This is a genomic window from Pseudogulbenkiania sp. FW507-F1, from assembly GCF_058781125.1.
In genome coordinates, this window is record NZ_JBYSWM010000008.1 from 123461 (window position 1) to 149172 (window position 25712).

General features: G+C 62.8%; 23 protein-coding genes and 2 pseudogenes. 20 read left to right on the top strand and 5 right to left on the bottom strand.

Going from position 1 to position 25712, the window contains the following annotated elements:
- Position 1: 1 nt before the first annotated feature.
- A complete protein-coding gene (locus AC3WG5_RS07400; protein WP_008952147.1) occupies positions 2-583 on the top strand; it encodes a BON domain-containing protein in 582 nt (193 codons plus the stop codon).
- A 70-nt stretch (positions 584-653) separates the two neighbouring features.
- Here AC3WG5_RS07400 and AC3WG5_RS07405 read toward each other — a convergent pair whose 3' ends face one another.
- From AC3WG5_RS07405 to AC3WG5_RS07420, 4 genes are all read right to left on the bottom strand, one after another.
- A complete protein-coding gene (locus AC3WG5_RS07405; protein WP_492568287.1) occupies positions 654-1859 on the bottom strand; it encodes a sensor domain-containing phosphodiesterase in 1206 nt (401 codons plus the stop codon).
- Between the two features lie 123 nt (positions 1860-1982).
- Complete coding sequence (locus AC3WG5_RS07410) at positions 1983-2891, bottom strand: Tim44 domain-containing protein (protein ID WP_492568288.1); 909 nt, start codon at positions 2889-2891, stop codon at positions 1983-1985.
- Positions 2892-2948: 57 nt separating this feature from the next.
- Positions 2949-3650 (bottom strand): tRNA (N6-threonylcarbamoyladenosine(37)-N6)-methyltransferase TrmO, encoded by a 702-nt coding sequence (tsaA, locus tag AC3WG5_RS07415; RefSeq protein ID WP_492568289.1) that lies wholly within the window; start codon positions 3648-3650, stop codon positions 2949-2951.
- Between the two features lie 99 nt (positions 3651-3749).
- Positions 3750-4499 carry a GNAT family N-acetyltransferase gene (locus AC3WG5_RS07420; protein WP_014088605.1) on the bottom strand — a complete coding sequence of 250 codons (750 nt, stop codon included), beginning with the start codon at positions 4497-4499 and terminating at the stop codon, positions 3750-3752.
- Positions 4500-4692: 193 nt separating this feature from the next.
- Here AC3WG5_RS07420 and mnmG point away from each other — a divergent pair, with 193 nt between their 5' ends.
- The 19 genes and pseudogenes from mnmG to AC3WG5_RS07515 form a co-directional block, all read left to right on the top strand.
- Entirely contained in the window at positions 4693-6585 is a 1893-nt protein-coding gene (gene mnmG, locus AC3WG5_RS07425; RefSeq protein ID WP_492568290.1) for a tRNA uridine-5-carboxymethylaminomethyl(34) synthesis enzyme MnmG, read from the top strand.
- Positions 6582-7208 (top strand): 16S rRNA (guanine(527)-N(7))-methyltransferase RsmG, encoded by a 627-nt coding sequence (gene rsmG, locus AC3WG5_RS07430; protein WP_492568291.1) that lies wholly within the window; start codon positions 6582-6584, stop codon positions 7206-7208. Before mnmG ends, rsmG begins: the two co-directional genes overlap by 4 nt.
- A complete protein-coding gene (locus AC3WG5_RS07435; RefSeq protein ID WP_492568292.1) occupies positions 7205-7996 on the top strand; it encodes a ParA family protein in 792 nt (263 codons plus the stop codon). Before rsmG ends, AC3WG5_RS07435 begins: the two co-directional genes overlap by 4 nt.
- Positions 7997-7999: 3 nt before the next feature.
- Complete coding sequence (locus AC3WG5_RS07440) at positions 8000-8854, top strand: ParB/RepB/Spo0J family partition protein (RefSeq protein WP_492568293.1); 855 nt, start codon at positions 8000-8002, stop codon at positions 8852-8854.
- Between the two features lie 91 nt (positions 8855-8945).
- The gene (locus tag AC3WG5_RS07445) at positions 8946-9308 is read left to right on the top strand and encodes an ATP synthase subunit I (protein ID WP_014088600.1); all 363 of its coding nucleotides are present in this window, start codon (positions 8946-8948) and stop codon (positions 9306-9308) included.
- Positions 9309-9317: 9 nt separating this feature from the next.
- Positions 9318-10127, top strand: coding sequence for a F0F1 ATP synthase subunit A (gene atpB / locus AC3WG5_RS07450; RefSeq protein ID WP_482583928.1), 810 nt, complete (start codon positions 9318-9320; stop codon positions 10125-10127).
- A 58-nt stretch (positions 10128-10185) separates the two neighbouring features.
- A complete protein-coding gene (atpE, locus tag AC3WG5_RS07455; protein ID WP_008952158.1) occupies positions 10186-10473 on the top strand; it encodes a F0F1 ATP synthase subunit C in 288 nt (95 codons plus the stop codon).
- Positions 10474-10523: 50 nt separating this feature from the next.
- The gene (locus tag AC3WG5_RS07460; protein ID WP_014088598.1) at positions 10524-10994 is read left to right on the top strand and encodes a F0F1 ATP synthase subunit B; all 471 of its coding nucleotides are present in this window, start codon (positions 10524-10526) and stop codon (positions 10992-10994) included.
- 7 nt (positions 10995-11001) lie between these two features.
- Positions 11002-11538 carry a F0F1 ATP synthase subunit delta gene (locus tag AC3WG5_RS07465; protein ID WP_492568294.1) on the top strand — a complete coding sequence of 179 codons (537 nt, stop codon included), beginning with the start codon at positions 11002-11004 and terminating at the stop codon, positions 11536-11538.
- An 8-nt stretch (positions 11539-11546) separates the two neighbouring features.
- Complete coding sequence (gene atpA, locus AC3WG5_RS07470) at positions 11547-13091, top strand: F0F1 ATP synthase subunit alpha (protein WP_014088596.1); 1545 nt, start codon at positions 11547-11549, stop codon at positions 13089-13091.
- Between the two features lie 41 nt (positions 13092-13132).
- Positions 13133-13999: a F0F1 ATP synthase subunit gamma gene (atpG, locus tag AC3WG5_RS07475; RefSeq protein ID WP_014088595.1), complete on the top strand. Its 867-nt coding sequence runs from the start codon at positions 13133-13135 to the stop codon at positions 13997-13999.
- Between the two features lie 43 nt (positions 14000-14042).
- The gene (gene atpD / locus AC3WG5_RS07480; RefSeq protein WP_014088594.1) at positions 14043-15437 is read left to right on the top strand and encodes a F0F1 ATP synthase subunit beta; all 1395 of its coding nucleotides are present in this window, start codon (positions 14043-14045) and stop codon (positions 15435-15437) included.
- A 15-nt stretch (positions 15438-15452) separates the two neighbouring features.
- Positions 15453-15875 (top strand): F0F1 ATP synthase subunit epsilon, encoded by a 423-nt coding sequence (locus AC3WG5_RS07485; protein ID WP_008952164.1) that lies wholly within the window; start codon positions 15453-15455, stop codon positions 15873-15875.
- An 84-nt stretch (positions 15876-15959) separates the two neighbouring features.
- On the top strand, positions 15960-17324 hold the full coding sequence (glmU, locus tag AC3WG5_RS07490) for a bifunctional UDP-N-acetylglucosamine diphosphorylase/glucosamine-1-phosphate N-acetyltransferase GlmU (RefSeq protein WP_492568295.1): 1365 nt from the start codon (positions 15960-15962) through the stop codon (positions 17322-17324).
- 107 nt (positions 17325-17431) lie between these two features.
- The gene (gene glmS, locus AC3WG5_RS07495; protein ID WP_492568296.1) at positions 17432-19261 is read left to right on the top strand and encodes a glutamine--fructose-6-phosphate transaminase (isomerizing); all 1830 of its coding nucleotides are present in this window, start codon (positions 17432-17434) and stop codon (positions 19259-19261) included.
- A 327-nt stretch (positions 19262-19588) separates the two neighbouring features.
- A complete protein-coding gene (locus AC3WG5_RS07500) occupies positions 19589-22270 on the top strand; it encodes a type VI secretion system Vgr family protein (RefSeq protein WP_492568297.1) in 2682 nt (893 codons plus the stop codon).
- On the top strand, positions 22270-23994 hold the full coding sequence (locus AC3WG5_RS07505) for an esterase/lipase family protein (RefSeq protein ID WP_492568298.1): 1725 nt from the start codon (positions 22270-22272) through the stop codon (positions 23992-23994). The genes AC3WG5_RS07500 and AC3WG5_RS07505 overlap by 1 nt, the downstream gene beginning before the upstream one ends.
- A gap of 84 nt (positions 23995-24078) precedes the next feature.
- On the top strand, positions 24079-24993 hold the full coding sequence (locus AC3WG5_RS07510; protein WP_492568299.1) for a T6SS immunity protein Tli4 family protein: 915 nt from the start codon (positions 24079-24081) through the stop codon (positions 24991-24993).
- 69 nt (positions 24994-25062) lie between these two features.
- Positions 25063-25473: pseudogene (locus AC3WG5_RS07515) on the top strand (IS5 family transposase); the annotation flags it as partial.
- Here the strand turns inward: AC3WG5_RS07515 and AC3WG5_RS07520 are convergent.
- Positions 25439-25546 (bottom strand): annotated as a pseudogene (locus AC3WG5_RS07520) (transposase); the annotation flags it as partial. The pseudogenes AC3WG5_RS07515 and AC3WG5_RS07520 overlap by 35 nt on opposite strands.
- Positions 25547-25712 lie beyond the last annotated feature (166 nt).

The following is a 25712-nucleotide window of genomic DNA, read 5'->3' on the forward strand; positions in this document are numbered from 1 at the left end:
CATGCGACGCAAACTCGTGCTGCTGGCCAGCGTTGCCCTGCTGAGCGTGGGGATGAGCGCCTGCGTGCCGCTCGTGGTAGGCGGCGCGGCGGCGGGGGCGGCGGTGGCGACCGATCGCCGTACCAGCGGGGCCTATATCGATGACCAGGCCATCGAGCTGAAGGCCTCGGACCAGGTGAACGCCAAGCTGCCCTCGGCCCACGTCAACATCGCCAGCTACAACCGTGCCGTGCTGATGAGCGGCGAAGTGCCCTCGGAAGCGGCACGCGAGCAGGCCGAGCTGATCGTGCGCGGCACGCCCAACGTGCGCAAGGTCTACAACCATACCGTGGTGGCAGGTTCCTCGGCGCTGTCCGAGCGCAACAACGACACCTGGATCACCACCAAGGTCCGTACCCGCCTGTTCGACGGCAAGGGCTTCTCGCCGCAGACCATCAAGATCGTGACCGAGCGCGGCGTGGTCTACATGATGGGCCTGGTCACCCAGGCCGAGGGCGAGGCCGCTGCCAAGGTGGTGAGCCAGACCTCCGGGGTGCAGAAAGTGGTGACGCTGTTCGAATACATCAGCGAAGTGCAGCCCTGAGGCGGCACGGTTTCACCATGAAAAACCGACCGCGTGACGGTCCGTTTTTGCGTCGGCAGGGCCGATCCGTTCAGTTGCGCGCCACCAGCACGTCGGCGCACAGCACGTGCATCGCCTCGTCGATCTCGATCGCCATCGACAGCGTCACGCAGTTGCGGGTGTCGGTCATCGACAGGTAGGGATCGCTCATGTACAGCACACCGGGCTGGTCGATGGCGTGCTGGAAGTAGGCGCGGCGAGACCAGATCGCCCCGGTGGTGTCGGTCAGCGGGGCCAGCTTGGGGTCTTCCGGCGCCGGCGGCTGCAGCGAGTTGAGGTTCTGGCCGATCTGGCGGCCGGCGCTGTCGAGCAGGAAGCAGCGGATCACGTCCGGCATGTTCAGCATCGGCGTGGCGGCGTGCAGGAACGGCGTGCCTTGCATCAGCGCGATGGCGGTCTGCACGAAGGATTGCCGTGCCAGCTCCAGTTGTCGCCGCGTCAGCTTGCGCTTGAGCAGCTCGCGCACCATCAGTTCGTCCCAGCGCGCATCGATGCGCGGGGTGATCACGCTATCGTTTTCCGGCTGTTCGTGCGGGCGCGAGATGTAGTAGCCCTGGACCAGGTCGCAGCCGGATTCCAGCGCGATCAGCACGTCCTTCTCGGTTTCGATGCCTTCCTCGACCACCAGTGCACCAATTTCGTGCATCAAGTGGACCAGGCGGGGCAGCAGGTTGCGCGTGCGCGACTGGTTGGCCGCGCTCCTGAGCAGGTTGCGGTCGAACTTCACCAGGTCGGGCTCGAGCATGCACACCCGGTCCAGGTTGGAGTGGTTGACGCCGAAGTCGTCGATGGCGATCAGAAAGCCGGCGTGGCGCAGCAGCTTGACGCAGTCGATCAGCCGCTCCTGCGATTCCAGCGCGTGCTCGGGGACTTCCAGCACCACGCTGGAGGGTGGCAGGCCGGCCTGGATGATGCGGCTGGCCAGCGCTTCGGCATGGGCCGGCTGCGCCAGCGAGGCCGCGTCCATGTTGAGGAACAGCCAGCGGTTTTCGTGCGGGAAAGTGTTGAAGCCGCGGATGTGGTGCTGGCACACGGCCAGGTCCAGCTGGTGGCGCTGCTCGAACGAGTCGAGTCCCTGGTAGGCGTCAATCGGGTTGAGCGGCTTGTCGTCGCGGCTGGCGCGCAGCAGCGCCTCCATGCCCACGGTACGGCGGTGCGGCAAGCTGTAGATCGGCTGGAAGTGGCTGCCGAGGGTCAGGCCGGCAAAGCTGGGTGTCGGGGGGGCAGAGAGGGTCATCGAGCACTATCCTTGGTTCCTGTCTGCGCTATCAAGCAAACGGTATTCCAGTCTAGCCCAGTCGGGGGGCAAATGAAAAACGGGCGCCGCATGGCGCCCGTTCTGCTTGGCGATTCAGACCGCTCAGTCTTGCTGGATGCCGGCCAGCAGCCAGCGGCTGCCGCTCTTGTCCTTGACGTAGTGCCAGGTTTCGCCGAACGGCACCGCGGCGGCGTTGACCGTCTCGCTGACGCTGCCGGAGAAGCGCACGCTGGCGATGTAGCGGCCGCCTTCTTCGACCGCCTCGATCAGTTGGCAATCGAGCTGCGGGAAGTCGGCCACGTCGTCGTTGCCGGCGATGTCGGCGCGCAGGGCCTCGAACAGGTCCGGGGTCAGGTACTTGCGGATTTCTTCCAGGCTGTCCGGCGTGTTCAGGCTCTGCAGGTGCAGGAAGGTGGCCTTGGCCTGGCGCAGGAAGTTCGGCGTTTCAGTGCCGTCCGGCAGGCGGGCCAGGCTGGAGGCCGCCAGCGGCGCGCCGCCGTACGACGGCGTCGTGCCGAAACCGGAGCCGATCTTCGGAATCGGCTCGAAGCGGGCCGCTTCCTGGGTCATGCCATTTGGCACGCCGGCCGCTTGCGGCAGCTGGCCGGACGGATTGCCGGCCTTGCGGCGGAACAGCATCAGGCCACCGACCAGCAGCAGGCCGAGCAGGGCGATGGTGCCCCACGGAATGCTGGAACCGGCCGGTTGCGTGGCCGGCGCCGAGGCGGGAGCGTTGTTGTTGTGCATGGCCGAGCCGAGCATGTAGCCGGCGGCGGCGCCGGCGGCACCGGCGGCGATGGCGGTGCCGATGCCCGGGCCTTTCTTGACCGGGGCTGGCGCCGGTGCGCTCGGCAGCGGGCGCGGCGCGGGGGCTTGATAGGACGGGGTCGGCGCCGAGCGCATCATGCCGGAGCTGCGGCTCTTGCCGAGGCGGGCGGCTTCGCTGAACGGGGCCGCCAGCAGGGTAACCAGGGTGAAGGCGAGTACGGTCGTCTTCGCACGCGGTGTCATGTCTGTTTCTCCAGTGAGAGGGGGTGTGTTGCCTCGATATGACCAATGCAACATCCGTTAGTTCGGGGCGACGGTGGCGATTTCAAGTACTTCGGCGACGCTCGCGGCAATGCGGAAGCGCACGTTGCTGTGGTAGAGGCGCACGCCGTAGACCCGCTCCGGGTCGTCCTGGTAGGCCGGGCGCGGGTCCTGCGCCAGCACGTCTTCGATCAGGGCGGCCAGTTCGGGCGCGGCCGGCTGGCTGGCGAGCTGCTGCCGTGCGGTGTCGCTCCAGCGCACCGTCAGCGTCGGTGGCGGGCCGTCGACGAAGCCGCCGAGGGCGTCGGGCACCGCCTCGACGAAGGGGATGTAGGGCTTGATGTCGAGCACCGGCGTGCCGTCGAGCAGGTCGGCACCGGCCAGCTGCAGCGTCACGCCGTCGGTGGTGTCGATGCCGAGCAAGGGCACCAGCGACAGCCCGAGCGGGTTGGGGCGGTGGGTGGAACGGCTGGCGAAGACGCCGACCTTGGCGTTGCCGCCCAGGCGTGGCGGGCGTACCAGCGGCGACCAGCCGCGCGCCAGCGTGTCGTGGAACACGAACTGCAGCCAGACGTGGGAAAACGCCTCGAGGCCGCGCACGGTGTCGGGCTGGTCGAACGGCGGCAGCAGCTGGAGCGTCATGCGGGCCGACTTGGCCAGCGCAGGCTGGCGCGGGATGCCGAATTTTTCCTTGAACGGCGAACGGATCAGGCCGATGGGGGTGAAGGTGTAGGGCTGCATGGCGCCATTGTAGGCCCTGGCGCGCGCGCTTTCACCGCCCCAGGCGCAAAAGGTTGGCCGAAGCGGCTTCGGCCAACCTGTGGGAGCGATGCGGCGGTCTCAGCCGACGAAGTGGCGGCTGTGGCGGCCGTTGAGGCGGTCCATCGGCAGCAGCATGAAGAAGTCGGCGCAGTTGAAGTCCGGGTCCCAGGCCGGCTCGCCGCAGACGAAGGCACCGGCGCGCAGGTAGCCCTTGATCAGCGGCGGCAGCGGCGCCGGTGCGGCGTCGTCGCGCACGCGGTCGAGCGGCAGCGCCAGGTGCGGGGTGACGCGCCATTCCGCCGGCGCCAGGTGCTTGGCCTCGATCTGCCGGTACAGGCTGACCGCCTGGTGGCCGCCGTCGGCCAGGCTGACGCTGGCGCAGCCGGCCAGGTAATCGCAGCCCTGCTGCTGCACGTAGTCGGCGAGTCCGGCCCACAGCAAAGCGATCACCGCGCCGGAGCGGAAGTCCGGGTGCACGCAGGAGCGGCCGACTTCGAGCAGGCGGTCGCGCACATGCGCCAGCCGGCCGAGATCGAACTCGTGTTCGGAGTAGAGGCGGGGGGCGCGCCGCGCCGCCGCCGGCGGCAGCATGCGGTAGGTGCCGACCACCATGCCGCTGGTGGCGTCCTCGACGATCAGGTGGGCGCACAACGCATCGTAGTCGTCGCAATCGATGCCGAGGTGGCGGGAGCTCAGGCGAGCGCCCATTTCGCCGGCGAACACGTCGAAGCGCAGCTTCTGGGCGCGGCGGATGTCCTGCGGGTTATCGGCAAGCCGCACGCTCAGGCGTGGCTTGCTGCGGGTGGCGAGGCTTTCGTTGAGCAGCATGGGGTGGTCTCCCTCGTGACGTGAGGACCATGCTAAAGCGCCTGTTTGACGAAGCCGTGTCGTCGCGATGACAGTGGCGTGACGGTGCGTGGTCGCCGCCGTGACAGGGAGAATCAAGCAAATCAATCACTTATCAGAACAGCGGTTTTGACGTAAAATACGCCGTTTTTCGTTCGCAGCGCGCTCACCAGCCATGATTTATCCGACAACCTTCGATGTAATAGTGGTAGGCGGCGGCCACGCCGGTACCGAGGCGGCCCTGGCGGCGGCCCGCATGGGGTGCAGCACGCTGCTGCTGACCCACAATATCGAGACGCTGGGCCAGATGTCGTGCAACCCGTCGATCGGCGGCATCGGCAAGGGCCACCTGGTCAAGGAAGTCGACGCGCTGGGCGGCGCCATGGCGCTCGCCACCGATATCGGCGGCATCCAGTTCCGTACTCTGAACGCCTCCAAGGGCCCAGCGGTGCGCGCTACCCGTGCCCAGGCCGACCGCGTGCTGTACAAGGCGGCGATCCGCCACGTGCTGGAAAACCAGGACAACCTGACGCTGTTCCAGCAGCCGGTGGACGACCTCTTGATCGAGGGCGACCGTGTCGCCGGCGCCATCACCGCGATCGGCATCACCTTCCGCGCCAAAACCGTGGTGCTCACCGCCGGCACCTTCCTCTCCGGCAAGATCCACGTCGGGCTGGAAAACTACACCGGCGGCCGCGCCGGCGATGCCGCGGCCTCGACGCTGGGCGCGCGTCTGCGCGAACTCGACCTGCCGGTGGGTCGCCTCAAGACCGGCACCCCACCGCGCATCGACGGCCGCACCGTCGATTTCTCGGTGATGGAAGAGCAGCCGGGCGATACCCCGGAACCGGTGTTTTCCTACCGCGGCAGCCGCAGCCTGCACCCTAAACAGCTGCCGTGCTGGATCACCCATACCAACGAGCGCACCCACGACATCATCCGCTCGGGCTTCGAGCGCAGCCCGATGTTCACCGGGGTGATCGAAGGCGTCGGCCCGCGTTACTGCCCGTCGATCGAAGACAAGATCAACCGCTTCGCCGACAAGGACAGCCACCAGGTGTTCCTGGAGCCGGAAGGGCTCACCACCCACGAGCTCTACCCCAACGGTATCTCGACCAGCCTGCCGTTCGACATCCAGCTGGCGGCGGTGCGCTCGATCCGCGGCATGGAGAACGCCCACATCCTGCGTCCCGGCTACGCCATCGAATACGACTACTTCGACCCGCGCGGACTGAAGTCCACGCTCGAAACCAAGAGCATCCAGGGCCTGTTCTTCGCCGGTCAGATCAACGGCACCACCGGCTACGAAGAGGCCGCGGCGCAAGGTCTGCTGGCCGGCCTCAACGCCGCGCTGTACAGCCGCGACCAGGACGGCTGGTGCCCGCGCCGCGACGAAGCCTACCTCGGCGTGCTGGTCGACGACCTCATCACCAAGGGCGTGTCCGAGCCCTACCGCATGTTCACCAGCCGCGCCGAATTCCGCCTGCAGCTGCGTGAGGACAACGCCGACCTGCGCCTGACCGAGGCCGGCCGCCGGCTCGGCCTGGTCGGCGATGCGCAATGGGACGCCTTCTGCCGCAAGCGCGATGCGGTCGAGGCGGAAAAGACACGCCTGAAAACCACCTACCTGCACCCGGCCAAGGTCGACATGGCCGCCGTGGCACAGTTGCTCGGCAAGCCGATCGAACGCGAATACAACCTGCACGACCTGCTCAAGCGCCCCGACGTCAGCTACGCCGCGTTGATGACGTTGGCCGAAGCCGGTGGCGGCGTGAATGACGGCGCGGTTGCCGAGCAGGTGGAAATTCAGGTCAAATATCAGGGCTATATCGACCGCCAGAACGACGAGCTGGCCCGCCGCGACAATCTCGAGGACGTGCGCCTGCCGGCCGACATCGACTACAGCCTGGTCAAGGGGCTGTCGAAGGAGGTGCAGCAGAAGCTCAACAGCCAGCGCCCGGAAACCCTGGGCCAGGCCTCGCGCATCCAGGGCATCACCCCGGCCGCGGTCGCCCTCCTCATGGTTCACCTTAAACGCGGCTTTGCCGACGCGAAAAAAACCGCATGACACATACTGCAGAACTGACTCACGGCCTGGCCGAGCTGAAGCTCGACCTGACCCAAGAACAAATCGCCCGGCTCGAGGCCTACCTCGCGCTGCTGGCCAAGTGGAACCAGACCTACAACCTGACCGCGGTGCGCGAAGAAGAGCGCATGGTCAGCTACCACCTGCTCGACAGCCTGACGCTGGTGCCGCAGCTGGCCGGCGGCACGCGCCTGCTGGACGTCGGTTCCGGCGGCGGCATGCCCGGCATCCCGGCGGCGATCGCCCGTCCCGACCTCCAGGTCGTGCTGCTCGATTCCAACCACAAGAAAACCACCTTCCTGCGTCAGGCGGTGATCGAGCTCAAGCTCGACAACGTCGAGGTGGTGACCAACCGCGTCGAAGCCTACCAGCCGGACCAGAAATTCGACCGCATCACCAGTCGCGCCTTCGCCGAGCTCGCCGAGTTCGTCAAGCTCACCCGCCACCTGCTGGCTCCGGGCGGCCAGTACGTGGCGATGAAGGGTGTCTACCCCTACGAGGAAATCGCGCTGTTGCCGGAAGGCTTCGCCGTGGCGGAAGTGCTGCCGCTCACCGTGCCGGGTCTCGACGCCGAGCGTCATCTGGTGAGGATCGTGGCGCAATGACCTGCCGCGTGATCGCAGTCGCCAACCAGAAAGGCGGCGTCGGCAAGACCACCACCGTGGTCAACCTGGCCGCCGGCCTGGCGGAGATGGGGCGGCGCGTGCTGATCGTCGACCTCGATCCGCAGGGCAACGCCACCATGGGCAGCGGCATCGCCAAGGGCTCGCTCGCCACCTCGGTCTACCAGGTGCTGCTGGGCGACGCCGGTGTCGCCGAGGCGCGCCAGCCGGCCAAGGAAGGCGGCTACCACGTGCTGCCGGCCAACCGTGATGTCGGCGGTGCCGAGCTGGAACTGGTGCACGAGCTGGCGCGCGAGGCGCGGCTGAAGAATGCCCTGAGCGAGGTGCTGGGCGAGTACGACTACATCTTCGTCGACTGCCCGCCGTCGCTCAACCTGCTCACCCTGAACGGCCTGGTGGCCGCCGAGAGCGTGCTGATCCCGATGGTGTGCGAATACTACGCCCTGGAAGGTCTGTCCGACCTGGTCACCACGCTGCGCAAGGTGCGCGTCGCGGTCAATCCCAAGATCGAAATCCTCGGCCTGCTGCGCACCATGTTTGACGCGCGCAGCAACCTGTCGCAGCAGGTGTCGCAACAACTGGCGCGCCATTTCGGCGACAAGGTGTTCGACACCGTCATCCCGCGCAACGTCAGGTTGGCCGAAGCGCCCAGCCACGGCCTGCCCGGGCTGATCTACGACCGCAACTCGCGCGGCGCCCAGGCCTATCTGACGCTGGCCGCCGAGCTGACGGCTCGGCTAGAATCCGCAACCCCCTCACTCTCGCACTGACACATGGCCAAACTCAAAGGACTCGGGCGCGGCTTGGACGCGCTCCTAGCCACCGTTGACGGAGCGGACGACCGCCTGCAAACCCTGCCCATCGACAGCATCCGCCCGGGTAAATACCAGCCGCGCACGCACATGAGCGAAGACGCGCTGGACGAACTGGCGGCCTCGATCCGCGTGCAGGGCGTGATCCAGCCGGTGGTGGTGCGCGAGATCGGGCTTGGCGATTACGAACTGATCGCCGGCGAGCGGCGCTGGCGCGCCTCGCGCAAGGCCGGCCTCAGCGAGGTACCGGCGGTGATCAAGTCGGTGCCGGACGAAGCCGCGCTGGCGATGGCGCTGATCGAGAACATCCAGCGTCAGGAACTCGACCCGATCGAGGAGGCGCGTGGCCTGCAGCGCCTGATCGACGAATTCGGCCTGACCCACGAAGCCGCCGCCGACGCCGTCGGCCGCTCGCGCAGCGCCGTCTCCAACCTGCTACGCCTCTTGGCGCTACCGGAACCGGTGCAGACCCTGGTGCACCAGGGGCAGCTGGAAATGGGGCACGCCCGCGCCCTGTTGCCGCTCGAGGTGATCGACCAGATCGCGCTGGCGCAGCAGGTGGTAGAGCAGGGCTGGTCGGTGCGCGAAGTTGAGCGTCGCATCCAGCGCCTCAACGCACCTCGCCCCGAGGGCAAGCCGCAACCCCGCCACGACCCCGATATCCAGCGTCTCGCCGAAACCCTGTCCGAGTCGCTCGGCGCCGCCGTCAGCATCCGCCATGGCGCTCGTGGCCACGGCAAGTTGACGATCGAATACGCCAGTCTCGACGAGCTCGACGTCGTGCTGGCAAAACTGCAAGCAAAATCAAGCGCCTGATTCGCAACGGCGCGGGTATGTCAATTGGGGATTTTGTTGACTGGCATCAAGCCCCAAGCCTATAATCGGTCGATTTTTTTGCATTGCTGACATGATCAATCGGGAAGTAAAGCGAGTCGTGCGCCTGCAGGTGGTGCTGACCCTGGTGGCGGTACTGGTGGCGGCGGTGATCGGCGGTTTTGCTCCGATTCTCCCGGTTTCGGTCGTGATCGGCGGGCTGTGTGCCATTATTCCGGCCCTGCTCTACGGCAAGATCGCCTTCGCGCGCCGGCATGAGCCTCCGGCGGTATTGATGAAGGCGCACTTCAAGGCCGAGGCGGTGAAGTTTTTCACCACACTCCTGATGTTTGGGGCGGCCCTGGTGTTTTTCAAGGATTTATCCGTAGTCGGACTGTTTGGTGGATATATGACAGCCACTTCCGGCTACTGGTTCGGGCTTCTAATCAAAAATTGAGAAAGCGCAATGGCAAGCAACGCAACAGAGTACATCAAGCACCACCTGACGTTCTGGAACTCGTCGCATGAAGGCGGCTTCTGGAGCATTCACGTTGATACCTTCTCCATCTCGCTGCTGCTCGGCTTCGTCTTCCTCGGCGTATTCGCCTCGGTGGCCCGCAACGCCAAGCTGGAGAATCCGGGCCGTCTGCAGTTGTTCGTCGAAGCGCTGATCGAGATGGTCGATACCCAGGTCAAGGAAATTTTCCATGGCAAGAGCAAAGTGGTGGCGCCGCTCGCGCTGACCATCTTCTGCTGGGTGTTCCTGATGAACGCCATGGACATGCTGCCGGTCGACCTGCTGCCGTGGATCGCCGCCAACATCGGCGCCGCCCTCGGTCACGATCCGCATCACGTCTACCTGCGCGTGGTGCCGTCCGCCGACGTCAACGCCACGTTTGCCATGTCGCTGTCGGTGGTGCTCTACATCATCGGCTTCTCGATCAAGGCCAAGGGCTTGGGCGGCTGGGGCAAGGAACTGCTGACCGCACCGTTCCACGCACACAACCCGGTATTGGCGCTGGTGCTGGCGCCGATCAACTTCGCCTTCCAGATGGTCGAACTGGCCGCCAAGCCGATTTCGCTCTCTCTGCGTCTGTTCGGCAACATGTACGCCGGCGAACTGATCTTCATCCTGATCGCGCTGCTGCCGTGGGGCGCCCAGTGGCTGCTCGGCGCACCATGGGCCATCTTCCACATCCTGGTGATCACGCTGCAGGCCTTTGTGTTCATGATGCTGACCACGGTGTACCTGAGCCTGGCGGTCGAAGCCCACTAAACGATTTTTCAAACCCTTTTACCAACCATCCTTGTAATACCTTTTAGGAGATATATAAATGGAAGCTCTCGTTTCTCAGATCCAGTCGATGACCGTTCTGGCTGCTGCCCTGATCATTGGCTTCGGCGCTATCGGCACTGCTCTGGGCTTCGCCATCCTCGGCGGTAAGTTCCTGGAGTCCTCCGCTCGCCAGCCGGAAATGATCCCGGTTCTGCAAACCAAGCTGTTCATCATCGCTGGTCTGCTGGATGCGATCTCCATGATCGGTGTGGGTGTTGCCATGCTGTACACCTTCAACAACCCGTTCCTGGCCGCTGCTGTTGCTGCCCTGAAAGCTGGCGCTTAATTCTTAAGCGTAAACGGTTGTTGTAGTCACCACACTGGAGGAAAACAAGCGTGGAATTCAACGCGACACTACTGGGCCAGGCGATTACCTTCGCCATCCTGGTATGGTTCACCATGAAGTTTGTTTGGCCTCCGCTGACCAACATGATGGAAGAGCGTGCCAAGCGTATCGCTGATGGCTTGGCCGCGGCAGAGCGTGGCAAACAGGATCTGGAAGCAGCTGAAAAGCGTGCCGGCGACGAGCTGCGCAAAGCCAAGCAGCAAGCGACCGAAATCGTGATGGCCGCTGAAAAGCGTGCCTCCCAGATCGTGGAAGAGGCGAAAGAAACGGCCCGCACCGAGGGTGCCCGTCTGGTTGCCGATGCCAAGTCCGATATCGATCAGGAAGTGCTGCGTGCCAAGGAGACCTTGCGCGAGCATGTGGCTTCGCTGGCCGTAGCCGGTGCGGAGAAGATTCTGCGCCATGAGATCGACAAGGCCAAGCACGCTGAACTGCTTGCCTCCATCAAAGCGGAGTTTTAATTAACTCATGGCAGAACTCATTACCGTAGCAAGGCCCTACGCCCAAGCGGTATACAGCCTTGCCACCGAGCAGCAGCGACTGGATGCCTGGTCCGAGGCGCTCGGTTGGCTGGCTGCCATGGTGAGCAACCCGGACGTAGCCCAGGTGGTTACCAATCCGAAACATACCGCACAAGAGGTTGAGGCGCTGATGCTGGGCGTACTCGGTGAGCGCGCCAGCGAAGATGTCAAACGCTTCGTCGGCACGCTGGTCGAGAACCATCGCCTGACGTTGCTGCCGTTCATCGCCGACCAGTTCGAGCTGCTCAAGGCCGAGGCTGAAGGTGCCATCGACGCGACTGTCGAAAGCGCTTTCCCTCTCACCGACGAGCAAGCTGCCGAACTCACCAGCATGCTTTCCAAGAAATACGGCAAGTCCGTACGTCTTGACGTGCATGTGGCCCCCGAGCTGCTTGGCGGGGTGCGGGTGCTGATCGGCGACGACGTCATCGACGCGTCCGTGCGCGGCAAACTGCACACCATGGCAGCAAGCCTCAAGAATTAGGAGAGATCATGCAGTTGAACCCCTCTGAGATCAGCGATCTGATCAAAGCCAAGATCCAGAACCTGGCCGAAGGCTCCGAGACCCGTACCAAAGGTACCGTGATCTCCGTGACCGACGGCATTGTTCGCGTCCATGGCCTGGCAGACGTGATGCAGGGCGAAATGCTCGAATTCCCGGGCAACACCTTTGGCCTCGCCATGAACCTGGAGCGTGACTCCGTGGGCGCCGTTATTCTCGGCGAATACGAGCACATCTCCGAGGGCAACGAAGTCAAGTGTACCGGCCGCATCCTGGAAGTCCCGGTAGGTCCGGAACTGGTAGGTCGCGTGGTGAACGCGTTGGGTCAGCCGATCGACGGCAAGGGCCCGCTGAACGCCAAGCTGTCCTCCCCGATCGAAAAGATCGCCCCGGGCGTGATCGCCCGTAAATCGGTCGACCAGCCGATGCAGACCGGCCTGAAGTCGATCGACTCCATGGTTCCGGTCGGCCGCGGTCAGCGTGAGCTGATCATTGGCGACCGCCAGACCGGCAAGACCGCCGTGGCACTGGACGCGATCGTCAACCAGAAGGGCACCGGCGTCATTTGTATCTACGTCGCCGTCGGCCAGAAGGCTTCGTCGATCGCCAACGTGGTGCGCAAGCTGGAAGAGCACGGCGCCATGGGTCACACCATCGTGGTGGCCGCTGCCGCTTCCGAAGCCGCCGCGCTGCAGTTCATCGCACCGTACTCCGGCTGCACCATGGGCGAATACTTCCGCGACATCGGCGAAGACGCGCTGATCGTATACGACGATCTGTCCAAGCAGGCCGTTGCCTACCGTCAGATTTCGCTGCTGCTGCGCCGTCCGCCGGGCCGCGAAGCCTACCCGGGCGACGTGTTCTACCTCCACTCCCGTCTGCTGGAACGCGCTTCGCGTATCAACGAAGACGAAGTAGAGAAGCTGACCAAGGGTGCCGTGAAGGGCAAGACCGGTTCGCTGACCGCTCTGCCGATCATCGAAACCCAAGCCGGTGACGTGTCCGCCTTCGTTCCGACCAACGTGATTTCGATTACCGACGGTCAGATCTTCCTGGAAACCGACCTGTTCAACGCGGGTATCCGTCCGGCCATCAACGCCGGTATCTCGGTATCGCGCGTCGGTGGTGCGGCTCAGACCAAGGTGATCAAGAAGCTCGGCGGCGGTATCCGTCTGGCGCTGGCCCAGTACCGCGAACTGGCTGCGTTCTCGCAGTTTGCTTCCGACCTGGACGAAGCCACCCGCAAGCAGCTGCAGCACGGTGAGATCGTTACCGAACTGATGAAACAGAAGCAGTTCTCCACCCTGTCGACCGCCGAAATGGCGCTGACGCTGTGGGCGGTGAACAAGGGTTACTACGAAGACGTACCGGTCAAGAAGGCGCTGGCATTCGAAGCCGCGTTCCTGGCCTACGTCCGTGCTAACCACGCCGACGTTCTGAAGGCGACCGACGCCTCCGGTAACCTGTCTGACGACCACGAGAAGGTACTGGCCAAGGCGATCGAATCGTTCAAGGCTGGCTACAGCTTCAACTGAGCCTTTCGGCCAACGTTGTAGTCAACTGAAAGGTTCAGGAAATGGCAGTCGGAAAAGAGATTCTCACCAAGATCCGAAGCGTGCAGAACACGCAGAAGATCACCCGCGCGATGCAAATGGTGGCAACCTCCAAGATGCGCAAAACGCAAGAGCGTATGCGCGCTGCCCGTCCTTACGCCGAGAAGGTGCGTACCGTCATGGCGCACCTCGCTCAGGCTAATGCGGATCTTGAGCATCCACTGCTTGCCCGTCGCGACGTCATCCAGCGTGCCGGCATCATTGTCGTCACCTCGGACAAGGGCTTGTGTGGTGGTTTGAACGCCAACATCCTCAAGCGCTTCTTCTCCAAGGTGAAAGAACTGCAAGATGCCGATGTCAAGGTCGACGTGTGCTGCCTCGGTCAGAAAGGTCTTTCTGCCGCCCAGCGCACCCGCCTGAACGTGACGGCGAGCGCGGTCCATCTGGGCGATGTGCCCAAGATGGACAAACTGATTGGCCCGCTTACAGTGATGTTGAAGCAGTACGCCGATGGCGAACTGGACGCGGTCTACATCGTGTATTCCCGTTTCATCAATACGATGAAGCAGGAGCCGGCCCTGGAACAGCTGCTTCCGCTGTCCCCGGACAACATGGTGGTCGAGCACACACACTCGTGGGATTACCTCTACGAGCCGAATGCGCTCGACGTCATGGAGTTCCTGGTCAAGCGTTACATCGAATCGGTGGTGTACCAGTCGGTAGCCGAAAATATGGCTTCCGAACAGGCTGCCCGTATGGTGGCGATGAAGTCCGCCACCGACAACGCGGGTAACGCCATCAAGCAGCTGCGACTCGTGTACAACAAGTCGCGCCAGGCAGCGATTACCAAGGAACTGTCCGAAATCGTGTCCGGTGCCGCAGCGGTGTAAGCCGGTAACAGACTGTAAAAGTTTATTGAGTTAGGAACCGATAATGAGCCAAGGCAAAATCGTACAAATCATTGGCCCGGTACTCGACGTGGAGTTTCCGCGCGATGCCATGCCAAGGGTTTATGATGCCCTGAAGCTGGTCGACACCGATCTGACGCTCGAAGTCCAGCAGCAGCTGGGCGACGGCGTGGTGCGCACCATTGCAATGGGTAGCTCGGACGGCCTGAAGCGTGGCATGGCAGTAGTCAACACCGGCGCAGCAATCTCCGTGCCGGTAGGTGCCGCCACCCTGGGTCGTATCATGGACGTGCTGGGCAACCCGGTGGACGAAGCAGGCCCGGTCGCCACCGACGCCCGTCGCGCCATCCACCAGCCGGCCCCGAAGTTCGACGAACTGTCGAGCGCCACCGAACTGCTGGAAACCGGCATCAAGGTGATCGACCTGCTGTGTCCGTTCGCCAAGGGCGGTAAAGTGGGCCTGTTCGGCGGTGCCGGTGTGGGCAAGACCGTGAACATGATGGAGCTCATCAACAACATCGCCAAGGCGCACTCGGGCTTGTCCGTGTTCGCCGGCGTGGGTGAGCGCACTCGTGAAGGTAACGACTTCTACCACGAAATGAAGGACTCCAACGTCCTCGACAAAGTGGCGATGGTCTACGGCCAGATGAACGAGCCGCCGGGCAACCGTCTGCGCGTGGCGCTGACCGGTCTGAGCATGGCCGAGCATTTCCGTGACGAGAAGGACGAAAACGGCAAGGGCCGTGACGTGTTGTTCTTCGTGGACAACATCTACCGTTACACCCTGGCCGGTACCGAAGTGTCCGCCCTGCTGGGTCGTATGCCGTCCGCGGTGGGTTACCAGCCGACGCTGGCCGAGGAAATGGGCCGTCTGCAGGAACGTATTACCTCGACCAAGGAAGGTTCGATTACTTCCATCCAGGCCGTTTACGTCCCTGCCGATGACTTGACCGACCCGTCCCCGGCCACCACCTTCGCCCACCTGGATGCGACCGTGGTACTGTCGCGTGACATCGCTTCGCTGGGTATCTACCCGGCGGTGGATCCGCTCGACTCCACTTCCCGCCAGCTGGATCCGCTGGTGGTGGGGGACGAGCACTACTCTGTGGCGCGTGGTGTACAGACCACCCTGCAGAAGTACAAGGAACTGCGCGACATCATCGCGATTCTGGGTATGGATGAACTGTCCGAAGAGGACAAGCTGGTTGTGGCGCGTGCTCGTAAGATCCAGCGCTTCCTCTCCCAGCCGTTCCACGTGGCCGAAGTATTTACCGGTTCGCCGGGCAAGTACGTGTCGCTGCGTGACACCATCAAGGGCTTCAAGGCCATTCTCAGCGGTGAGTACGACCACCTGCCGGAACAAGCGTTCTACATGGTTGGCTCCATCGACGAAGCTGCTGAGAAAGCCAAGTCCCTGTAACCAAGGAGAGGGCTCATGGCCAAGATGCATGTGGAAGTGGTCAGCACCGAACAGCTCATCTACTCGGGTGAGGCAGAATTCCTCGTGGCTCCGGCCCAGGAAGGCGAGATCGGTGTGTATCCGCGACACGTGCCGCTGCTGACCCGTATCAAGCCCGGCGTACTGCGTCTGACAGTGCCGGGCTCCAAGGACGAGGTACTGGTGGCGGTGTCGGGCGGCATGATGGAAGTGCAACCGACCCACATCACTGTTCTGGCCGATACGGCGATTCGCGGTGAGGATATCGACGAGGCTCGTGCCAACGAGGCCAAGCGTGCCGCCGAGGAAACGTTGAAGAAGTCGGTCGACGACCTCGACACGGCAAAAGCCCACGCCGCGCTGGCGGTGGCGATTGCCGAGCTGAAGGCGCTCGACTACCTCAGAAAGCGTGTCCACTAAAAGCACGCGAGCAAATCGTGTATAGTGCAAGGCTGCCACATCTGTGGCAGCCTTTTTTCATTGTTTAACGCATAGTCAACGCTCATGGCCCGACTCAGTATCGTCATTCTCGCTGCCGGCAAAGGCAAGCGCATGTACTCCTCCCTGCCCAAGGTGCTGCATCCGATCGGGGGCGAACCGATGCTGGCGCGGGTGATCCGCACCGCCCGCTCACTCGACCCGGAAACGCTGGTGGTGGTATACGGCCACGGTGGCGACAAGGTACGGGCGGTGATTGGCGAAACGGCGGTGAGCTGGGCCGAGCAAGCCGAGCAGTTGGGTACCGGGCACGCGCTGAAGATGGCCTTGCCGGCCTTGCCGGCCGACGGCAAGACGTTGGTACTGTACGGCGACGTTCCGTTGATTACCCAGTCGACGCTGCTGGATCTGGTGGCGGCCGCCGGTGACGAGGTTGCCCTGCTGACCGATGTTCTCGACAACCCTTCCGGCTACGGCCGCATCGTGCGCGATAACGATGGCAGCATCCGCGCCATCGTCGAAGACAAGGACTGTGCGCCCGAGCAGCAGGCCATCCGCGAGATCAACACCGGCATGCTGGTGCTGCCGAATGTCCGTCTGGCCGGCTGGCTCAGCGCGCTGTCCAACGGCAACGCCCAGGGCGAATACTATCTGACCGACGTGATCGAACTGGCCGTGCGAGACGGTGTGCGCGTGCATGGCGTCAAGGTGCCGGCCTCGTGGCAGGCCGCTGGCGTCAACAACAAGGTGCAGCTGGCCGAACTGGAGCGCATCCTGCAGCAGAACCAGGCGCGTGCCCTGCTGGAAGCCGGCGTCACGCTGGCCGACCCGGCGCGCATCGACATCCGCGGCGTGCTGCGCCACGGCCAGGACGTCAGCATCGACGTCGGCTGCGTGTTCGAGGGGGAGGTCGAGCTGGGCGAGGGTGTCTCCATCGGCGCCCACTGCGTGCTGAAGAACGTCAAGGTGGCGGCCGGCAGCAAGATCGCGCCGTTCTCGCACCTGGAAGACGCGGTGGTCGGCGCCGGCTGCAAGATCGGTCCCTACGCTCGCCTGCGTCCGGGGGCGGAACTCGCCGAGCAGGTGCACATCGGCAATTTTGTCGAGGTGAAGAAGAGCCGCATCGGCGTCGGTTCCAAGGTCAATCATCTGACCTACATCGGTGACGCCGAAATCGGCAGCGGCAGCAACATCGGTGCCGGCACGGTGACCTGTAACTACGACGGCGTCAACAAATTCAAGACCGTGATCGGCGACAACGCCTTCATCGGCTCCGGCACCATGCTGGTAGCGCCGGTGACGGTGGAGGACGGCGCCACCATCGGCGCCGGTTCGGTGATCAGCAAGACCGCGCCGGCCGAGGCGCTGACCGTGGCGCGGGCGCGCCAGACCACGGTCGCCGGCTGGCAGCGCCCGCTGAAGAAGGGCTGAGGCACGGCACCGTGCAGCCCGGGTAGTGAAGACATCGCGATAACTGTAACCTTCGGCCGGGAATGGCCGGAGGAGGCTTGGGGTGCGACCCCGCAAGGAAGACTGATATGTGTGGCATTGTCGGCGCGATTGCAGCGCGTAATGTGGTTCCGGTTCTGGTCGAAGGCCTGAAGCGCCTCGAATACCGTGGTTACGACTCGGCCGGCGTGGCCGTGCTGGCGGGGAACGAGATCCGCCGCGTGCGCCGTGTCGGCCGCGTCGCCGAAATGGAAAGCGCGACCCTGGCCGAAGGCCTCGATGGTCAGCTCGGCATTGGTCATACCCGCTGGGCGACGCACGGCGGCGTGACTGAACCCAATGCTCACCCGCATATTTCGCACGGCCAGATCGCCGTGGTCCACAACGGCATCATCGAAAACCACGAGGCGCAGCGCGAACGGCTCAAGGAGCTGGGCTACCGCTTCGAATCGCAGACCGATACCGAGGTCATCGCCCACCTCGTGCATCACTACTATCAGGCTTCGGCCAACCTGTTCGAGGCGGTGCGCAGTACCGTGCGCGAACTGACCGGTGCTTACGCCATCGGCGTGATCGCGCTGGACCGTCCGGACGAACTGATCTGCGCGCGCATGGGCTGTCCGCTGCTGGTGGGCCTGGGCGACGGTGAGAACTTCATCGCCTCCGACGTCTCGGCGATCCTGTCCGCCACACGCCGCGTGATTTTCCTGGAAGAGGGCGATTTGGGCTATATCACCCGCGACGGCGTCAAGCTGATCGACAAGGACGACCAGCCGGTGGAGCGCGCCGTGCACGTCTCCGACGTCTCGCTGGCCTCGCTCGAGCTAGGCCCGTACAGCCACTTCATGCAGAAGGAAATCCACGAGCAGCCCAAGGCCTTGTCGGACACCATCGAAGCGGTACTCGACGCCGGCTTTACCGCTGCGTTGTTCGGCCCCAACGCTGCCGCGCTGCTGCCGACGCTGGAAGGCGTCAAGATTCTTGCCTGCGGCACCAGCTATTACGCTGGCCTGACCGCCAAATACTGGATCGAGAGCATCGCCGGCGTGCCGTGCGATGTCGAGATCGCCAGCGAATACCGCTACCGCGACGCCTGGGCCAACCCCAAGCACCTGGTCGTCACCATCTCGCAGTCGGGTGAAACGCTCGACACCATGGAGGCGCTGAAGTACGCCAAGTCGCTGGGCCACACAGCTGCCCTGTCTATTTGCAACGTGCGTGAATCGGCCATCCCGCGCGCCTCCGAACTGGTGTTCTACACCCGCGCCGGCGCCGAGATCGGCGTCGCCTCGACCAAGGCCTTCACCACTCAGCTGGTCGCCCTGTTCGCGCTGGCGGTGACGCTGGGCAAGGTGCGCGGCCGCGTCAGCGACGAGCAGCAGGCACAATACCTGGACGAGTTGCGCCACCTGCCGGGCAGCGTGCAGCACGCCCTCAACCTCGAGCCGCAGATCAAGACCTGGGCCGACAAGTTCGCCGCCAAGAACGACGCGCTGTTCCTCGGCCGCGGTCTGCACTACCCGATCGCCCTCGAAGGCGCGCTCAAGCTCAAGGAAATCTCCTACATCCACGCCGAAGCCTACCCGGCGGGCGAGCTCAAGCACGGTCCGCTGGCGCTGGTCGACAGCAACATGCCGGTGGTGGTGATTGCGCCCAACGACAGCCTGCTGGAAAAGGTGAAGTCCAACATGCAGGAAGTGCGCGCACGCGGCGGCGAACTGTTCGTGTTCGCCGACCTCGACAGCCACTTCAGCGAGTCGGAGGGCGTACACGTGATCCGCACCCCGCGTCACGTCGGCGTGCTGAGCCCGGTGGTGCATGCCATCCCGGTGCAATTGCTGGCCTACCACGCGGCGCTGGCGCGCGGCACCGACGTGGACAAGCCACGCAATCTAGCCAAATCCGTAACGGTAGAATGACTTTGTCATATTTGATTTGTGATCAGAAAGAATAAAGTCTGTCACGAGGTAATAAAGTCTGTCACGACTATGACATGATCAGCTTGTTGCCAGTAGTAGTAAGCAAAGAGGCCCGGAAGGGCCTCTTTTCGTTTGAGATTGTTGGGATTGAGGATGCGCAAGGGAGAGGGTCGGAGGGGCTGCTCGTCGGCTGAAGCGGTCCTTCCCCACATCTGTAACTAATAGCTGGTTTGCGGTGCTTTGCGGACAAAGCATGCCCAGCCAGCAAGGACAAATAGATAATTCTTTGGCATAATTGCGCGCTTTATTCCCTGCGGCGTGACTGCCATGAACCTCCCCGACCTGCTCGCCAGCTTCGCGTCCGCCTTCAGCCAGGAGCAGCGCCTGCTCAGCCTGCAGCTGGGCGACGGCAGCCGCTGGGGCGAGGCGTTGCTGCCGCTGGGGCTGACCGGCGAGGAGGCGCTGGCCGGCGATTACCGCTTCCGCGTCGAGTGCCTGTCCGCCAGTGACAGCATTGAACTGAAGTCGCTGCTCGGCCTGCCGGTACGGCTCGGCATCGCCGCCGCCGACGGCAGCGAGAGCCTGCGCTGCGGCGTGGTCAGCGCCGCCGAGGCGCTGGGCAGCGATGGCGGCTTCGCCAAGTACGCCCTGACCGTCGAGCCGCCGTTCGCGCTGCTGCGCCTGCGGCAGACCTCGCGGGTGTTTCAGGATCAGAGCGTAGACGCCATCGTGCGGCAGATCTTTGCCGAGCACGCTGCGGCCAACCCGGTGTTCGCCGCGGTGCAGGGGCTGGATTTCGTGTTGTCCGGCCCGCTGCCCAATCGCAGCTACTGCCTGCAGTACCGCGAATCCGACCACGATTTCATCTGCCGCCTGCTGCGCGAAGAGGGGCTGTCCTGGCGCTATGCCCACCTGGACGGCGACACGCCGCAGGTGCAGCTGCTGGCCTTCGATGATCCGTATGCGCTGCCGGCGGCCGATGTTGGCCGCGTGCGTTTCCACCGCAGCGATGCGACGGAAGAGGAGGATGGTCTCACCCGCTGGGACGGCGCGCGGCAGATCGTGCCCGGCAGCGTGGCGCTGGCGAGCTACGACTACCAGCCGGTGGCCACCGGCCACAGCGGCGACGAGACTGCCGTCGAGCAGGGGCTGGACGGCAGCCGTCTGCAAGCCAGCCTGCAGCATTACGATGCCCCCGGCGCCTACTACGCCAGCGATGCCGAACAGCTCAGCCACTACGCGCGGCTGCGGCAGCAGGCGTACGATGCGCAGGCCAAGACCTTTACCGGTAGCGGCGCGGTGCGCGGCCTCACCGCCGGGCAGTGGTTCCGCCTCGACGAGCACCCGGCGCACGACGGTGACAGCGCCGAGCAGCGCGAATTCGTGGTCACCCGCCAGACGCTGAATGTACGCAACAACCTGCCGGCCGAGCTGGCGCGCAGCCTGCCGGCAGCCTTGCGGCCAACGTTGGCAGCAGCAGATGACGCGCCGTTCCGCACCGCCTTCGACGCCCAGCGTCGCGGCATTCCGCTGACGCCGCTGTATGCCGGCTCGAACGACGCCAAGCCCACCGCGCGCGGTGCGCAGACCGCCACCGTGGTCGGCCCCGCCAACGAGGAAGTCCACACCGACGCCCACGGCCGCATCAAGGTGCAGTTCCACTGGCAGCGGCCGGACGAACACCCGGACAGCGGCGCCAACCTCGACGAGCGCTCCAGCTGCTGGCTGCGCGTCGCCATGCCCAGCGCCGGTGCCGGCTGGGGCCACCAGTTCATCCCGCGCATCGGCCAGGAAGTGCTGGTCGACTTCATCGAAGGCGACATCGACCGCCCGGTGATTACCGGCGTGCTGTACAACGGCAGCCACCCGCCGCCGGCGTTCAGCGGCGCCGGCAGCCTGCCCGCCAACCGCACGCTGTCCGGCATCAAGAGCAAGGAACACCACGGCGGCCAGTACAACGAACTGCTGTTCGACGACACCCCGGGCGAAGTGCGCGCCAAGCTGTCCTCCGAACACGGCAAGACCCAGCTCAACCAGGGCTACCTCACCCACCCGCGCGCGGACGGCAAAGCCGAACCCCGCGGCGAAGGCTTCGAGCTGCGCACCGACCTCACCGGCGCACTGCGCGCGGCTCAAGGCTTGCTGCTCAGTGCCCATGCCCGCCAGGGAGCAAGTGGCAATCAGCTGGACCGAGAGGAGCTACTTGGCCAGTTACAAATGGCCCTGTCCATTGCCCAAGAACTGGCCAAGCAAGCCGAAACCCACGAAGCAGAGAGCACGGATACCCAGCCACAGCAACAGCTCCTGGAGCATATCCAGCAGTGGGAGAATGGCGGCAACACCGCAACCCAAGCCAAGGTAGGTCATAAAGCCATCATGGCGCTGGGAGCGCCGGAAGGCATCGCACTGGCCAGTGAGGCCAATATTGCGGTGGCAGCTGGCAGCAACCACGACCTGGTGGCCGCCAAGGACAGTAATGTCAGCGTCGGGCAGATGCTACGCATGCGCGTCGGCCAGTCGCTCTCCATCTTCGTGCAACAGTTGGGCATGAAGCTGATCGCCGCCGCAGGCCCTATCCGGGTCCAGGCACAAAGCGACGGTGTGGAAATCGGTGCCGCCAAACTGCTGCACTTGTACTCGCTGGAAAAGATCGTGATGGAAGCGCCAGAGGTGGAAATCCGCGGTAAGAACGGCAGTGCCGTCTACAGCAACGGCATCGTCACTAAAACCACAGCCAGCCACACCCAGCACGCCGGCAACCATGTCATGGACGGTCCGGCTAGTGTCAGCGCCCGGCTACCCGGCATGCCGCAAAGCTCGCTGACCACCAATGAACAATTTGGGGTGGCCGGCCGTTCCGGCAAAGCGCAGCCCTCGCTCCCACACGAGGTTCTCAACAGCCTGGGCAAGCAGGAAGGCGCCGGTAGCACCGATGGCAGCGGCGCCACCGCCACCTTGAGCGGCAAGCTCATGGATCAGTTGAAGATGACCCTTAAACGGAACGGATAATGGCAGACGTCCTGAACAGTGCAACCCGCCGCATACCTCTGCAATTCGACAAGCAGGGCAACCCGTATTTCGAATCGGTTAAAAGTCCGGAAAGCTTCAAGCAGCGTGCGCTGTGCGTGAAACCACCGCATAACGTGATCCCGGTGATCTTTGTGCCAGGAATTATGGGAACGAACTTGCGGCTCAAGGATAAAAAGCAAGTCCAGGCTTGGGCACCACCAAATGGTACGCTGGAGGGCATAGGAGGGGCATGGACAGGGGCGCGCCAAAGTCCCGAGACGCGCCAAGTCCTATTCGACCCCAACGGCACCGAAGTCAACCCCGACGGCCCCTGCCAGGTTTCTGGCGATCTGCACTGGGTCACGACAGAAGAGGCCAAACGTCGTGGCTGGGGCGCACTGCACGCGGATAGCTACCACTCTATCCTGCAGCAGCTGGAAGTCAGTCTCAACGACCAGTACAGCAAGCCCGGTCGGCCACAGGAACATGGTAATTTCCTGCTTCCTGAAATAGGTCTGCTCAGCCATCTCAATGGCGGAGAGCAGGCTGCATCTCGTACGTCTGGCGAGCCAGACTATGCCACAGTGGCGGCAGCAGCCGTGAAGGCCTGGAATACGACGCCGCCGGCCTTATCCGAAGAAGAAATTCTGCGCCTGGACGATTATTACTACCCGGTATGGGCGCATGGTTACAACTGGCTGCAAAGTAACGAAGACTCGGCAAAATCCTTGGTAGAAAAAATCGACCAGGTCATCGAACACTACCAAAAGACAGACTACTTCGACTGCGAAGGCAAGGTGATCCTGGTCACCCACTCGATGGGGGGCCTTGTAGGTCGCCGTGCTGCCCAACTTGCCCCGGACAAAGTGTTGGGCGTAGTGCACGGTGTGCAGCCCGTGGCCGGAGCACCAGTGGTCTACCGCCGCTTCCGGGCTGGTACCGAGGTCGGTGGCTTCTTCGACATCGAAGGTGCGGCGGTTGCCGCCATCATCGGCTGGAATGCAGCCGACATCACGCCGACCTTGGCCTGCTCTCCCGGTCCACTGGAACTACTGCCGACCCGACACTACCCTCCCGGTTGGCTGAAAGTCGCCAAGAAAGGCAGTGAAGAAGTGCTATTCAGCTTGCCGCAGGCCGACCCTTACGAGGAAATTTACAGCAAGACCACTGACGACTGCTGGTGGGGGATGCTGGATCCCGCGCTGATTGATCCGGCCAACAAGTTAACCTCGGAAGATAGTACGCCCCTGCAGGTGCACCGGAATGCTTTAGACAGCGCTAAAGATCTCCACGATACCCTTGATCTTTATGCCCACCCGCAGACTTATGGTTATTACGGTATCGACGAAAAGAAATACCGCACCTTCGGTCATATCCATTGGCAAACCTCCGGCGACATCCCCAATGATGATGTGCTGCCATTGATTTACCAGCGGGACAGGCAGCGGTCTTTGACTGGCAAAAGCACCGTACCTTTGTATGGTGAGGCCGGCTCTCCTGAAGTCAAATTCAAGCTTGGCAATGATCGTGACCAGGGGGGGGACGGTACGGTACCGCTGGATTCCGCCAAAGTGTTGGACCGGCTGCAACCTCAGCCCAAGGCGGTATTTCGTATCGCGGGCTTCAATCACCAGATGAGCTACAAGGACCCTTACGCCATCCAGGCCACGGTCTATGGCATCGCCAAACTGGTGCAACTGGCTGCACCGGCCACCCCATTGTGAGAAGAGCCAATCATGCCTAGCCCTCGATACTTTCTAGCGCTGATGCTGCTGGCCAGCATCCCTGTTTACGCCGCGGAGTCCCAGATGTTCGACAAAATGAAAACCTACTGCTTTGGCCGTTACCTGGTGGATGTGCCCTATGAGGCCGAACTGAAAGGGCAAGGAAATACTTACCTGAGCACAACGATAAAAACTGAACGTGGCGGTGAAAATTTGCTCAGACAGAAAATTGAAAAGAGATTAAATGAGTTGAAAGAAGGGAAGACCGCCTCAGAGCGGTTCCAGTTCAATCGAGAGATTGCGCCAAGCAAGACAAGCCATTTGTTGCTTGGCTACAAGGAAGCATTTGGCAGCCCGATGTACAGCATTGACTCATTCAAGTGGGATCGAGGGTGGATATTTACGACATCGAAGAGACCTTATGATGATCAAAGGATTGATTCAATAATTGCTAGATTTAATGATTACTTGAAGAACGTTCGTTATCGTTCTGATCGGGAAATTCCTACCGAGGCAGGGTTTTGTATCGAAAATGGTTTTATTGCCAACGATGGCAAGACCTCGCACTTTGAAAGAGCCTCCATAACATTTTCCTTAAAGAAAAACCATGATGTCTGGTTTAGTGTAGAAAGCTTTGTTCTATCCAGGAGTCAGCCATCCTTGCTAACCCGTATCAAAGAAAGTAAAGTTGATTCAAGGTTTCCAGGAAAGATCAAGAGGGTGAGAGAAGGGCTGCTCACTATAAATGGAATGGCAGGGGAAGAGTCTCTAGTCCATTTTCCATCTGATGATGGAACGGGAGAGGCGCAAAGTTTCACATGGGAAACACAAGGAGAGATCGGCAACCCACTTAAGCCAAAGATTGAGTTGGCCATCACTTCAGGTGAAGGTGTAGCTGGAGTGACCGGCGTATCCACTATGTCCACCAAACAAATCCAAGCCCTATACGAAGCTATCGTCAAGACCATCCGCCTGCGACCAACCACAGACACTCGCTGAGTTAGTTCTTTCCACGTCATGGCTTTGTTGCATTAATCGGGACTTGCTCACACCCGGTAGAATGACGGCATGAGTAAGCCCCGCCCTCCCAAGTACCAGACCACCAACTGGCATGCCTACAACCAGTCCCTCAAGCAGCGAGGGCAGCTACTCCTCTGGCTCGACAAAGACATGAACTGGCTGGCGCCTGCCACAGGCAAGCGGGGACGTCAGCCAACTTTCTCCGACGCTGCCATTCAGTTCTGTCTCACCATTAAATGTCTCTTTGGCTTGGCGTTACGGCAAGCTACAGGCATGGTTGAAAGCATGCTTCGCCTGGCGGGGCTTGACTGGGCCGTTCCCGACTTCAGCACGCTTTCTCGCCGGCAGAAAGATCTGCAGGTGCGTATCCCGGTACAGAAGAAGTAGGGGTGTCTGCATCTCCTGGTGGACAGCACCGGCATCAAGATGATGGGCGAAGGTGAGTGGCTACTTCGGCGACGGGATAGCCGCGCTCAGTGACCTGTTTGACGGCTTCTTCTTTGAATTCAGGGGTGAAACGCAGTGTGCTCATGGACATCCTCCTATGCTCAAATCATAGGGCAGGATTGCCTACAGGAGCCGGGGCAGTCCAGTGAGGCTCTTGAGGTGTCTAGGAAAGGAGGGGCGTATATGGACTCCTCCCGGCTTGCTAGCATTTCACAGTTCAGGTCGTCGGATCGACTGCTCACGTATATCCG